General features: G+C 37.0%; 11 protein-coding genes and 1 other RNA gene. 11 read left to right on the plus strand and 1 reads right to left on the minus strand.

Annotation, left to right across the window (positions count from 1 at the left end; all coding sequences use genetic code 11):
- The coding region (locus ACFO3O_RS00005; protein WP_379976456.1) for a transposase at nucleotides 1-220 on the plus strand (220 nt) is incomplete at its 5' end.
- A 120-nt stretch (nucleotides 221-340) separates the two neighbouring features.
- On the opposite strand, the gene ffs is transcribed toward ACFO3O_RS00005, so the two are convergent.
- An RNA gene (gene ffs, locus ACFO3O_RS00010) (signal recognition particle sRNA small type) lies at nucleotides 341-439 on the minus strand.
- A gap of 84 nt (nucleotides 440-523) precedes the next feature.
- On the opposite strand from ffs, the gene ACFO3O_RS00015 reads away from it, so the two are divergent.
- From ACFO3O_RS00015 to ACFO3O_RS00060, 10 genes are all read left to right on the plus strand, one after another.
- Nucleotides 524-1,585 carry a glutaminyl-peptide cyclotransferase gene (locus ACFO3O_RS00015; protein WP_379976458.1) on the plus strand — a complete coding sequence of 354 codons (1,062 nt, stop codon included), beginning with the start codon at nucleotides 524-526 and terminating at the stop codon, nucleotides 1,583-1,585.
- A 460-nt stretch (nucleotides 1,586-2,045) separates the two neighbouring features.
- Entirely contained in the window at nucleotides 2,046-3,599 is a 1,554-nt protein-coding gene (locus ACFO3O_RS00020; protein WP_379976459.1) for a hypothetical protein, read from the plus strand.
- 619 nt (nucleotides 3,600-4,218) lie between these two features.
- A complete protein-coding gene (locus ACFO3O_RS00025; RefSeq protein ID WP_379976460.1) occupies nucleotides 4,219-6,108 on the plus strand; it encodes a DUF262 domain-containing protein in 1,890 nt (629 codons plus the stop codon).
- 137 nt (nucleotides 6,109-6,245) lie between these two features.
- A complete protein-coding gene (locus ACFO3O_RS00030; RefSeq protein WP_379976461.1) occupies nucleotides 6,246-6,554 on the plus strand; it encodes an HNH endonuclease in 309 nt (102 codons plus the stop codon).
- Nucleotides 6,555-6,793: 239 nt separating this feature from the next.
- The gene (locus tag ACFO3O_RS00035; RefSeq protein WP_379976462.1) at nucleotides 6,794-7,336 is read left to right on the plus strand and encodes a hypothetical protein; all 543 of its coding nucleotides are present in this window, start codon (nucleotides 6,794-6,796) and stop codon (nucleotides 7,334-7,336) included.
- 319 nt (nucleotides 7,337-7,655) lie between these two features.
- Nucleotides 7,656-8,354: an NUDIX hydrolase gene (locus tag ACFO3O_RS00040; RefSeq protein WP_379976463.1), complete on the plus strand. Its 699-nt coding sequence runs from the start codon at nucleotides 7,656-7,658 to the stop codon at nucleotides 8,352-8,354.
- 75 nt (nucleotides 8,355-8,429) lie between these two features.
- On the plus strand, nucleotides 8,430-9,278 hold the full coding sequence (locus ACFO3O_RS00045; protein ID WP_379977223.1) for a sugar phosphate isomerase/epimerase family protein: 849 nt from the start codon (nucleotides 8,430-8,432) through the stop codon (nucleotides 9,276-9,278).
- Between the two features lie 44 nt (nucleotides 9,279-9,322).
- On the plus strand, nucleotides 9,323-10,483 hold the full coding sequence (locus ACFO3O_RS00050; RefSeq protein ID WP_379976464.1) for an esterase: 1,161 nt from the start codon (nucleotides 9,323-9,325) through the stop codon (nucleotides 10,481-10,483).
- A 647-nt stretch (nucleotides 10,484-11,130) separates the two neighbouring features.
- Entirely contained in the window at nucleotides 11,131-11,490 is a 360-nt protein-coding gene (locus ACFO3O_RS00055; RefSeq protein ID WP_379976465.1) for a Dabb family protein, read from the plus strand.
- Nucleotides 11,491-11,932: 442 nt separating this feature from the next.
- Complete coding sequence (locus ACFO3O_RS00060; RefSeq protein ID WP_379976466.1) at nucleotides 11,933-13,471, plus strand: ferritin-like domain-containing protein; 1,539 nt, start codon at nucleotides 11,933-11,935, stop codon at nucleotides 13,469-13,471.
- Nucleotides 13,472-13,544 lie beyond the last annotated feature (73 nt).

A 13,544-nucleotide genomic window follows, 5' to 3' on the forward strand; every position in this document is an offset into this window, starting at 1 on the left:
TTGGTATAAAAATGTAGAACAAACAGGATTTAAAGCATTCAATACCATCGCAAATACAATAACTATAAACTACCGATCAATCTTAAATTACTTTATCAATAGAAGCACAAATGCATCAGCAGAATCCTTTAATGCAAAAATCAAAGCATTTAGAGCACAATTCAGAGGTGTCAAAAATGTAGAATTCTTCCTATTTAGATTAACTAGAATATTTGCATAAACACAACAATTGGTCTTGATCCGATTCCCGCCTACGCGGGAATTGGGAGAAGTAGAATCAAAAAAACCGAAGCAAATGCTTCGGTTTTTATTATATAATGTGTTAAATAATAGGCATAAAAAAAGGCAAGCTACCTACATCACACTGCTACGACCATCTACCCTTGCTGCGTTCCCGCCCTGGGGGATTCAACAGGAGCTAGTTGTGTAGGACTTGCCCCTGCAAAGATACATCATTTAGATACCTATGCAAGATTTTTTTGATCGATTTTTTGTTATAAATTGCTACTCAAATTTGACATCTATGACATCGCTCTATAAAACCCTCTCATTGCTTAGTTTATCGGTATTGATCTACGCCTGTGGAGATACTAAAAACCTAGCAGAAAATTATACCCTGGCAACTTCCAATGATAAAAATGCCGTGCAGAACGGCGATGAAATTTCTTTTTCGCTTAAAGCGAAAAAAAACTATGCCATAGACTCGATCATCTACACCATAGATGGCAAGAAACTTCCAAAAACTACGAGTGTAGCCAATTTCAAAACCGCTATACAAACCGAAACATTAGGTCATAAGAAAGTAACTGCGACCATTTACACTCCTGACGGAACCGCTACAGCAGCCACAGAAATCAGCGTACTTCACACCAAACCACCAAAAATTTATGGCTATAAAATTATCAATCGGTTTCCGCATCAAACAGATGCGTATACCCAAGGGTTAGAATTTGTGGGAGATACACTCTATGAAAGTGCTGGGAAATATGGCGAATCCAAACTCCGAAAAGTCGATTATCAAACAGGAGAGGTGTACAAAGAAATTAAATTAGATAATTCATATTTTGCTGAAGGGCTGACCGTATTTAATGACAAGATTTATCAACTCACTTGGCGAGAAAACACAGGATTTATCTATAACCTAACGGACTTTAAAAAGATAGGCACATTTGTGTATAATCAAAGTAAAGAAGGCTGGGGACTATGTAATGACGGCACACATGTTTACAAATCGGATGGATCTAGTAAAATATGGACGCTGGATGCCACGACTCTAGCTGAGCAATCCTACATAGAACCCACCAATCACAAAAGTGTTTCTAGAGCGTTTAACGAACTGGAATTCATTGATGGTAAGATTTATGCCAATACCTATCAAGTGGCGAGTATTGCGATTATTGACCCAAAAACAGGCGCCATCGAAGGGCTTATTGACCTCACTTCCCTACCCAAAGAAGTACAAACAGGTCTCGATCCGCAAAACGAAGTATTGAACGGTATTGCGTACAAAGCCAATGAAGGCCGTCTTTTTGTTACTGGAAAACACTGGAACACCCTTTTTGAAATAGAACTTGTGGAAAAATAAGCCCCCTGGCCCCCGAAGGGGGAATTCTTACTCAATACTTCAAAAATCAAAAATCCCCAATCACTAATCTCCAATAAATCCACTTCAATATTCGATATTCGATTTTCAAATGTTCGATATTCAAAATAGAGTAACACTCTAAATTAGCGTACTACGCTATTTTTGGTTTAGAGAAATATGATTTTTAGTACTTCATATAAAAACACACCTCCCTTACTCCAAGCCCCCTAACCCCCAAAGGGGGAACTCTTATCATTTACCAATATCATGAACAAATTCTAAATTACAGCTCCTTCCCTCAGCGAGGGAAGGTGGATGTATCGAGGCACGAGATACAGACGGAAGGGAGTCTCATGAATACAACTAAAATCATTCATAAAACACAACCCTAAAAACTTATCCAAAAGCAATACAATATTACAATCTCTAAAAAGTTATATTTGTCATAAACTATATCTGAATGCGCGGTATTTACACATTACTTATTTTAGGGTGTATTATTTTGGCAAGTTCGTGCCGTAATGATTTTGACACCACTCCCAATACAGGAAACCTTCGTTTTTCTAAAGACACGATTTTCTTAGACACCGTGTTTACCAACATTGGCTCTAGCACGTATAATCTAAAAGTATATAACGACTCAGACGAGACCATTAACATCCCTTCGGTTCGACTAGCCACGGGGGAAGATTCGGATTACCGTCTTAATGTTGATGGCGTGGCAGGACGTACGTTTGAAAATGTAGAAATCCTCGCCAACGACAGTATTTTTGTGTTTATCGAAGTGACTACAGACATCAATGATGTGGGTGCGGGAAGTTTAGAATTTTTAAATACCGAGGCGATTGAGTTTGATAGCGGACCGATCCAGCAAAAAGTCGAATTAGTGACCCTCATTAAAGACGCGGTTTTCCTTTTTGCCGATCGTGACGAAACCACTGGTATGGTTGAAACCCTAAACATCAATGGTGTAGAAACCACCTTAGAAGGCCGTTTCCTTACTGACGACGAACTTACCTTTACCAACGAAAAACCGTATGTCATTTATGGCTATATGGCCGTAGGCGCTCCCGATGGGAATACGCCAAAAACCCTTACCATAGAACCCGGTGCGCGGATTCATTTTCATGATGATAGCGGAATTATTGTCGGTGATAATGGGACTTTAGACGTTAATGGCGCGTTGAGCACAGATCCAGAAGCTTTAGAAAATGAAGTGATTTTTGAAGGCGATCGTCTAGAACCTTCCTTTGCAGAAACCCCAGGACAATGGGGCACCATCCTCCTCACTGATGGAAGTGTCAACAATGAGATCGACTATGCCACCATCAAAAATGCAACGGTGGGTGTGCTGAATGAGTCTAACACCGACACCGGAAGTCCGAACCTCACCATTAGCAATACCCAAATTTACAATGCCTCGGCCGCAGGCTTACTCAACCGTTTTTCGACAGTCGAAGGGTCCAATGTGGTGATTAATAATTGCGGACAGTTTGCACTGCTCGTCCAATTAGGCGGAAGTTACAATTTCACACACTGCACCTTTGCCAATTACTGGACGCAGAGCTTTAGAAATACCCCTGCCGTATTTTTAGACAATACCCTCCTCGCTGGCGAAACGCTCTTTGTTGGAGATTTAACGAGTGCTAATTTCACCAACTGCATCATCTTTGGAAACCAAGGCGAAGAGCTTGGGTTTAATCGTGATGAGGCGACCTTATTTAATTACAACTTCACCCATACGCAGATCCGTTTTGATGATACCTTTGATAATTTTGGAGAAGACTCGTTATTTGATTTTGACAATCCGACGCTGTACACCAATATCATTCGTGGTGGAAACCCTGATTTTCAAGACACTTTGAACAACCTTTTACAAGTTGGCGAAGAAACCGCTGGTAACGGTCAAGGTCTCCAAAGTGCTGCCAACCAGTTCCCATTAGACATTAAAGGCGTAAACCGTACCACCGCGCCCGACCTCGGCGCCTATGAGAGTATTGAGTTACCAGAATAGGAAGTATATACATGATATTTGAAAAGCTGTTTCGTTATGAAATGGCTTTTTTGTTTTATACCAGCGGTTGTCATCCTGAACCTGTCGAAAGATAGACGATTATACTATACTCATGAAACTCCGATAAGTGTCATCCTGAGTTTGCCGAAGTACGAAAAGTGAAACAGCAGTCAAGGAAGTCAGGAGTCAGGACGAAAATAAAATGATACTGATCATGCGACAGCGTTCAGTCATCTCGACCACAGGAGAGATCACACATCAAACTAACGTGAAGCTAAAACTACCTAGTATACGATTTCTTACCTACGACAAAACACAATATCTCTTCTCCCTTCTCTTTTCTCTATAATCTATATTCTATATTCTCATTTTTCCGCTTTCGCGAAAATTTTCTCTGAATCTTTTTTCAGCGGAGTACGGGAAACCGTAAAAAGGTCTAGTGTAACTTTTGTAGTTTAGAAGTTGATTACCCTTAATTTTACATATTTAATAATCAATGAATTACAAAATAAAACACTTTGGATCCTACTGTTAATCAGTTAGATTTACGGGATATTGATAATAGAATATATTTTATAAGGAGTTGATCGCCATAAAAGAATCAGAAAAAATATAACAAATGACTAATTACAATCTCGATACAGGTAAAAAATATATTAAAGATATTTTTTCACCAGAATGTTTTTATAATATTCCTGAGTATCAGAGACCTTATGTCTGGGGTATCGATCAAATCATTATGTTGCTTGAAGATCTTGCACAAGCAATGGAAAGTGATGATAAAAAAGAATATTTTTTAGGTTGTATGATTTGGAACACTAAAACAATTCAAGAGAATGGACTTGAATATGTCTGTCAGGATATTCTTGATGGGCAGCAGAGGTTTATCACTCTATATCTTCTTCAAGGGGTAATACGCGATTTATCTAATGATGGTAAATTAAAGGAAAAAGTTACCGAAAGAATGAAACAAGAAGAAGATATATATGATGGCGTTCCTGAAAGAAATAGAATAATCTTTGAAATTAGAGATGATAAAGATTTTTTAGAAGAATTTTTATTAACTGTTGATGGTACTCAGAAAGAAGATGCTTTAGAAGAAATAATAAAAATGAAAGGTACAGCTACATCTGTCAAAAATATGGCTTCTGCAATTCTAATAATGAGGAATTGGTGGCAAAAAGTCTTAAAAGAAAAAGGTTCAGAAGATTATCAAAAATATCTTAAAAAATATTTTGCGTATCTATCATCCAAAGTCCTTGCAATTTTCCTTGCAACACCTGATAATTTAGATGATGCATACAACTTATTTACCGTTCTCAATTCTAGAGGATTACAACTACAAGTCAGCGACATTCTAAGAGCTCAAAATTTAAGAGTAATCGAAGGTGATTCCGAGCGGAAGAAATATGCAAAAAAATGGTCTTCCTTTGAAGATAATATAGGAGCGCCATTTAGAGGGTTTGATGACTTTTTATGGTCGTTGGTTTTTATAAAAATGAAATACAGAAGTGACGACAATCAGAGCCTTACAAAGGGATTTGAGTTCATGTGGAAACGAAATTACATAAAAAAAGGAGTAAGTACTTTCGATATGGTTGGTACTTATGTTGATCACTATGAAGCAATAACCGATGGACGAATCACGACAAAAGAAACTGGGGAATTATTTTCTAATTTAAACTTTATCTTGACTTCTGTTTTTGGGTCAGCTTATATGGCACCGTTACTACATTATCGGGAATTATATGGAGATTATAGAATTATTGACTTCATTATTAAATTAGACAACCTGTTAACAATTCCATGGTTAACAGGCAAAAGGACTTCTCTTACTAGAACTTTCATAATTCTGAGAAAAATGGAGGAATTTAAAGGTGACTCTTTCGACAATGCCTCAATACAGCAAGCAGCCGATGAATTTTTAGATAGTGAATATCTTAAATATGAATACGCTGATGAAAATTCAAATACTGCTCTTGATATAAATGAACTATTCTATAATTTAGAAAATGAAAAATGGGGTGCTTATGCAGGAACAAGGGTAAACAAAACAAGATACCTACTTTTAAAACTAGATTTACTGCTAGGGAATTTTAACACTAGAGTTCAATTCAATAAAAATAACTCTTCAGTAGAACATATTATGCCTCAGAAGATTGCAAATACTGAGTGGGATATTGAACTTGAAGAGCATGAAAATTGGATACATAGATTAGGTAATCTTGCTCTAATTGATCGAAGAAAAAATGCATCTTTGAGTAACCGGAAATTTTCAGATAAGAAAATCAGATATCAAGGAGCTATTGAAACAAGGGCAAATACAAACTACATATTTATGAGATATCGAGATTGGAATATTGATTCAATTTCGGAGAATCATATTAGAGTTGTAAGCATACTGAAAGATTATTACTTAGGTAATAGCATTGAAACTGTTCTTCAATTAAAAAAGAATATTCAAAACAGTGATCAACTAACTAAAAACATGAATCCAGAATCAATGTAGCAGCTAATAAAAATAGATAAGAAGTAATAGTTCCTATCATTACTACTGTTCTTATAATTTCACGTTATCTGAAAGCTGAAACGAGTGTTCATAACACTATGGCACCTTAAAAGACAAACACAAATAACACAAACCCCATGGGATACGCCATCCTTCTTGTATTCATTCTTGCCATAGGCAAATGGCAATATGACCGCTTGGTATTTGATGTAAAGCGTAAAAAAAGACGTGACTATTACCGTAACGTCTATTTAAAATCAGATGCATGGAGACGCAAGCGATATGTAGTTCTCAAACGTGACGATTGGAAATGTGTTTACTGCGGGGCAAAAGCTACACAAGTGCATCACAAAAGATATGCCCGAAAAAATATTGGAAGAGAACCTATCAAATGGCTTGTTTCCGTTTGTAAACCATGTCACGAAGGTTTGCACGCTAATAAGTGAATTTTCAGATACTCACAAAATCTACTCAACTCATACTATTTTATGTTTGGCTACCGTTATTAGGTTTCCTAACTTAATAACAAAACAGCTGTGTCCTTTATAATTAATTATTTATAGCAAACTTACGAAAGTAACCTCGGACTTTCTATCTGTGATTTATTTGCTAACTTGGTTGCTTAAAAATATTACGAAAACATACAAAAACAAGTTTTAACATATTTTTCAAACACTAAGTAAATATGCATATTCTTTTTATAGATTGTGAATTTGATTGGGAGTTATTCTCAAAAGCATTTTATAATATATCTATACCAACCACTATAATTATTGGAGGGATATTTACATACTACAAATTCGTCGTAAGAAAAGAAACAGCAGGATTAAGCGTAAAAATTCTAGATGTTAACCACAAAAAAAACAACTCTAATAGTAAGTATTCGCTAATAATTTCTACAGCAGTAAAAAATGTTGGCGACAGAGATTTAAATTTACTGTATGAAAGCTTTGAATTGAAAGTTTCTAAATATGATTTACAAACTGATAAACTTGTAAATATTGGAAAAAATAAATCTGGTATTATATCACACAAAAACTATAAAACTGGACGAATAAGACCAAATGTAGAATATTTTTTCCCTTATTGTTTAGAATTAGATACACCAGGTAATTACTTCATAGAAATATGTGTTTCAGTTAATATGAATGATTATTATAAAGGAATTTTTAAGAAAAAAGAAAACATAATTAAATGGATAGATAGGAAGATTTATTTGATAGATTAAAACTTCCTACAACTACAGTAACCCTTGAAAACTCCATAATTCTAATACCCCCCACTGCTACCACACAATCGTACCGCGTTCAATACTAGCACACACCTAAAATCAGTGCTTCCCTTAGAAATTAAAAATCTAATGAAATACAACATCGTGTTGGTTGTCATCCTGACAAACAAGGCTGTAAGCTTACAACATATAGGAAACTAAAAAATTAGAGTTTCTCATAATTTTAATCTCTATTGTCTCAATTTGTGACAATATATTTTGATTGCTTGGAATTTTATGTTTAATTTGACATAACCTTAAAATATTATCAATTAAAATGGAAGGTGAAAAAATTGAGAATTTCATTCCCCACCTATCTTTTGATTGTGTCATATTCGGTTTTAATGGTACGGCCCTTAAGATTCTTATTTTAGAATATCACGACACTAAACTCTTTGCACTCCCTGGTGGCTTTGTCGGAAAAAACCAAAGTTTACAGGATGCTGTTCAAAGAGGTGTCAAAGAAAGAACGGGTTTAGATCAAGTATATCTTGACCAATTTCAAGTTTTTGGAAGTTTGGAGCGTTCTGACTCTGAAGCGATGAAACAAATTTTACAGGCCAGTAACGAGGATTTGGAAAAAAATAAATGGATGCTCGATCGCTTTATCACTGTAGGGTATTATGCCCTCATCAATTATGAGGAAGTGACCTTGGTTCCTGATCGCTTTTCAGATTCCATTACTTGGTATGCCCTAGATGAATTACCTGCGCTCATGATGGATCATAACCAAATTGTGGAAAAAGCATTGACGACGCTAAGAAGAAATATAGACGAGAAAATTGTGGGCATGAACCTGTTACCCAAAAGGTTCACTATGAAACAATTGCAAAATGTCTACGAGGCCATTCTAAGTCAACCGTTACGAAGAACCACTTTTCAACGCAAGATGTTGTCCATGGATATCTTACAACGCCATGAAAAACTTTTTACCGGCACAGCACATAAAGCACCTTACCTATATAGCTTTAAATAATGACTCAAAACCTTACAACCAATATTAATTAGCATAACAACAACAATGAAAAAATTATCGAAGCACTCCATTTTAATGCTCTTGGGTACTGTACTATTTACAGTGGGTACCTTTTCTAGCTACGCACAGGACACATTTGGGGGCTTGGCCCTTTATACCTTAAGAGATGATATGGTAACGAATGCCAAAGCCACCCTTCAAGCGGTTTCAGATGCCAATTATAAATATATCGAAGCAGCCGGTTATGAAGATGGAAAGTATTATGGTATGACCCCTGCTGACTTTAAAAAAATGCTTACAGACATGAAGTTGAAACCAATCAGTACGCATCAAAGCTCCATAACCTTAGAAAATGCCGATCAACAACTGGCAGATGCCAAAGCAGCGGGTTTCAAATATTTTGTAATCCCAGTTCCACCTATGGGCATGTTTGAGTTCAATAGGGAGAAAATGAGTATGGGAATGAAAGGTTCCGTACAAGAGTTGGCAAAGATTTTAAACACTCTAGGTGAAAAAGCGAAGAAATACGATCTTAAACTTCTATATCACAATCACGATTTTGAATTTAAAAAGAATGAAGAGGGCATTGTACCAATCGATTACTTATTGGAGAATTTGGACCCTGAAGTTGTCAATTTTCAAATGGATCTCTATTGGGTGACTAAAGCCGGAGCAAATCCAATTGCTTATTTCAACAAATACCCAGGGCGGTTTAAAATCTGGCACGTAAAGGATATGGATGATCAAGGTAGATTTGCTCCTGTGGCACAAGGATCCATCGATTTCAAGAACATCTTGGACAACAAAGAACTCTCTGGCATGAAATATTATATGGTCGAACAGGATATGACCTTTGACGGTCTAAAACCCTTAGAGGCGATCAAAATCAGTCACGAAGGTCTAAAGAAAATTGGTTTTAATTAATAAATAGCAACATGAAAAGAATAAAAGTAATAGTTATCTTCCTTATGGTGGGCATAGGTTTCAATGGGCATGCTCAAGAAGAATTATTTGGAGGACAACAAATTGTATCTCCAGAAATTCATGAAGATGACACAGTCACTTTCAGGTTTATGGCGCCTAATGCAGATTCCGTAAAATTAACCGGAGATTTTTTACCGACTGAAAAAATAAAAACACCCATGGGTGAGATGGATGTGCCCAAGAAGGTGTCACTAACCAAAGACGATAAAGGAATTTGGACCTATACTACCGAGGCCTTAAGTCCAGAATTATATAGTTATTCCTTTTTAGTAGACGACCTCAAAGCCATTGATCCCAATAATCCTTTTTTGATACGTGATGTAGCTTCTGTAACCAATGTTTTATTGGTGGGCGATGGTCAAGCCGATCTGTACCGGGTGAACGATGTTCCCCATGGTAGCGTAGCCAAAAGATGGTATGATTCACCTGGTTTGGACATGGATAGACGTTTAACTATATACACTCCACCTGGATATGAATCCTCAACCGAAAAATACCCCGTCCTCTATTTACTGCACGGTGCTGGTGGGGATGAAGAAGCATGGATGGATCTTGGAAGAACCTCCCAAATAATGGACAATCTCATTGCACAAGGCACCGCAAAACCAATGATCGTGGTCATGCCCAATGGGAATGTTTCTCAAGATGCTGCCCCTGGTTTGGGAAGTGATGGCTATTTTAAACCGCAATTTATGGCCCCACAGACCATGAACGGTACTTATGAATACAATTTTATGGACATCATCAAATTTACCGAAAACAACTATCGGGTAATTGCAGATAAAGAACATAGAGCCATTGCCGGTCTTTCCATGGGTGGTTTTCATTCCTATCATATTTCACGTTACTACCCAAATACCTTTGATTATGTAGGCTTGTTTTCTGCAGCATTAATGCCAAGGGAAGATGCCTCTGGCAAAGTGTACACCGATATCGATAAAGGTCTAAAAACCCAAATGGAAAATGGTTATAATTTATATTGGATCGGTATTGGTAAAACTGATTTTCTTTACAAGGCTAATGAAGAATATCGCAAAAAATTAGATCATATGGGAATGCCTTACGAATATGTAGAATCAGAGGGTGGTCATATATGGAGAAATTGGCGCATCTATTTATCACAATTTGCTCCCAAACTCTTTTAACAATAAGTAATACTATTGAAAACCAAAGAAACACCTTACCTGCAAGCTAAAAAATGACATCTTCTTAAAATTGAATATTATGACAAACAAAATATTATAATCTCAAAAACATAATAAACCGAGCACAATGTAACGTTATTGGTGGAACTCATAAAGGTAAATCTGGAACAGTTAGAGACATCAACACCAGTAAAAGTGGAAATATGACCATAACAGTAATACAATCTGATGGAGTAAGATTTAAAACACTTGGTAAAAATGTTGAAGTCCATGAATAAAAATAGTTCTATGTGATCAACAATTTGAACCAAATATGGAGCAAAGAACAAACAAAGCAGATTTTTAGAAAGAGTAATCGAAATTCACTCAGAAAAAATGATTACAAAACAACGAAAGCAAAAGTTAGTATCATCTGCAAAAAACACGGAGAATTTTATTAAGATCGAGAGCACATTAGACTGACAAAAGAAGCTGCACTAATTGTGACAAGAGTATCATTATAATCTATTCACGTAAAAATTATTGTTACCTTACTACCACAAAACCAAAACAAACCACACATGCAGACACCCTCTCTCCGTAGCTTTTTATGCTTGACACTCATTTCCCTTTTTGTAACGCTACAATCTTGCGATAACAACACGGATATGAAAACACCTAAAGACGTTCTTGAAACTCAAGAAACCATAACAAAAGCACCTGAGAAACTCCTGAGACACGTGGTGTTGTTTAATTTTAATGAGAGTGCCACCCCCGAAGTTTTGAAAACAATCGAAGAGGCATTTGCTACTTTACCCAGTCAAATCGCTGAAATACATTCATTTGAGTGGGGAATCAACAATAGCCCAGAAGGACTAGACAAAGGGTTGACACATTGCTTTTTCGTTACTTTTTTATCCGAAGCAGATAGGGCCACCTACCTCCCCCATCCCGCGCATCAAGCCTTTGTGACACTCATTGGTCCATATGTAGAAGACGTTACAGTGGTGGATTATTGGACAAAGTAACATCTCTTTTTGAAATTTTCTGTATACGCTTTCGCGAAAGCGTACCCAGCCTAAAAAAACACCTCAAAATGTCATGTGAGCCTGTCGAAGCACATGTCAAAGCATGAACTTATCAGCGGCAGATAGAAGAAGCGTGCTCAGCCTAAAAAAGCACCTCAAAATGTCATGCTGAGCCTGTCGAAGCACATGCTAATGAAAGCAAACATAGCCACCCGATTAACAATTCATCAACGACAAATAGCTATTTTTCACTATCTTTCTACTAGAAAAACAACCTTACACAAACCATTTTAGTGAAAAAACAGGTATTTGTACTTGCTTACTATAAACGTTGTTTTTATAAGTTTAGGCTGTTAAATATTCAACTCGGAATTGAAACGCCGTTTCTGATCTAAAAGGAATGAATAACCCATAAAAACAGTCTACCAAAACAATCCATTGTATGTCAACTAAAAAACTATTCAAATTTGATACCAAGGTAACTCCAGACAATCTTGAAGATGTGATGCAGCAAGCCATTGCGTTAGAACTTGCCACCATCCCTACCTATTTGTCAACCTATTACTCCATAAACAGAGCGCAAGATCAAGATAAACTGTACGCAAAACTTCATGCACAGCTCTCCCAATCTGGAAAGAGAAGTAAAGAAGAAGTCGAAGCCTTAGCACAAGAATTAAAAGTAGATATTTTAGTCTACGCCAATAAAACGGCCGCATTAACTATGAGTGTCGTGATTGAGGAAATGCTTCACTTGGCACTGGCTTGTAATGTAAAACAAGCGGTTTGCCAAGTTGCTCCTGACCTTTTAGGTATTGGAAAAGTGTTGACCTTTCCGACACAACTAGACGGACATGAACCTGAATTTCAAATAAATGCGGCAAAGTTATCATTAAAGCAACTCACGACCTTCCTGCAAATTGAAAGTCCGAAGCCATTTACAGATCCGCATGCAGATATGCTACGCGGTGCCGTAGTTGAGTATAAAACTATTGGTCTTTTGTATGAAAAAATCATGGCGTGTATCAAGGAAAATTTCCCTGGCCCTTATGATAAACGCCCACAATTGCTTCCACCTGAAACAGGGGCAGGACCAAGACCTTTCTACTCCCAAAACTCCATGAATACCGTGCATTATGATAGAGATCATAATCCGCATTTTGCCAATGAAAATGACAGCGGCGAATTGGTAGGCGTGTACGACAGTGCGACGGCCATTGAGGCCTTACATCTCATTGTGGAGCAAGGAGAAGGAAGTAGCACCAAACAAAACGAAGAGAAACAACACACCCTAGAATGGGGGGCTGATAAAATGCCGATTCCGATGAAAGTGATTGTTGATAAAAACAAGGAAGCGACTGTTGAATTCTGGCCTGGAGATTATGAGGATGAAGAAAAAGAACTAGCGCATTTTGCTAAATTCTTAGAAGCCTACAGCCTCGGGGATTATTATCAAGATAAATTTAAGAAGTACCATGAACTCGACGATTTCTTTACCTACTTTGTGTACGATCAAGATACCAACCCTAAACAAGCGGATTATGAAAATCCAAAAGGAGGAAATCCAGCGTTAGCCTTGGCAAATAAATTAGGAAGTGCTGTATTTGCCTACATTCTTTTGATGATCGAAACCTGCTATTACAAAGATGACGACACGCAATACGAACTATTTATGTTCGGGATTCACAAATCGATGATTTGGTTGTTAAGTGAGACAGGAAATCATATTAACTCGTATAGCTATAACAAGGATAATCAAGCCTATAAAGGGGCGTTGACATTTGAACCTTTTTCGTTTGAACAAAGTTATTTGAGACCGAAAGAACAAATTTTGGCAATCTTAGAGGAACTTGGTCAAATAGATTCCTATTGGGCAAATTGGGGTGAAAACTATTTCCCGTCGCTTCCCGATGTAGGTCTAGATCACGATATTATTAAAGATATCCCAAAAGTACCAAGCACCCCATATACTAAGGGGCATTAAACCCCAAGGCGAGCCTTGGAACCTGAAAATCGATCTAAGGATTGAAGTATAAAACCATAGATCCCGCTAAAAA

Source organism: Dokdonia ponticola (genome assembly GCF_042653865.1).
Lineage (GTDB): Bacteria > Bacteroidota > Bacteroidia > Flavobacteriales > Flavobacteriaceae > Dokdonia > Dokdonia ponticola.

Excerpts from the sequence above, each read along its gene's own strand:
- ACFO3O_RS00020 (WP_379976459.1), top strand. The coding sequence starts at position 2,046 with ATGCGCGGTATTTACACATTACTTATTTTAGGGTGTATTATTTTGGCA.
- ACFO3O_RS00015 (WP_379976458.1), top strand. The coding sequence starts at position 524 with ATGACATCGCTCTATAAAACCCTCTCATTGCTTAGTTTATCGGTATTG.
- ACFO3O_RS00035 (WP_379976462.1), top strand. The coding sequence starts at position 6,794 with ATGCATATTCTTTTTATAGATTGTGAATTTGATTGGGAGTTATTCTCA.
- ACFO3O_RS00050 (WP_379976464.1), top strand. The coding sequence starts at position 9,323 with ATGGTGGGCATAGGTTTCAATGGGCATGCTCAAGAAGAATTATTTGGA.
- ACFO3O_RS00040 (WP_379976463.1), top strand. The coding sequence starts at position 7,656 with ATGGAAGGTGAAAAAATTGAGAATTTCATTCCCCACCTATCTTTTGAT.
- ACFO3O_RS00060 (WP_379976466.1), top strand. The coding sequence starts at position 11,933 with ATGTCAACTAAAAAACTATTCAAATTTGATACCAAGGTAACTCCAGAC.
- ACFO3O_RS00045 (WP_379977223.1), top strand. The coding sequence starts at position 8,430 with ATGCTCTTGGGTACTGTACTATTTACAGTGGGTACCTTTTCTAGCTAC.
- ACFO3O_RS00030 (WP_379976461.1), top strand. The coding sequence starts at position 6,246 with ATGGGATACGCCATCCTTCTTGTATTCATTCTTGCCATAGGCAAATGG.
- ACFO3O_RS00025 (WP_379976460.1), top strand. The coding sequence starts at position 4,219 with ATGACTAATTACAATCTCGATACAGGTAAAAAATATATTAAAGATATT.
- ACFO3O_RS00055 (WP_379976465.1), top strand. The coding sequence starts at position 11,131 with ATGAAAACACCTAAAGACGTTCTTGAAACTCAAGAAACCATAACAAAA.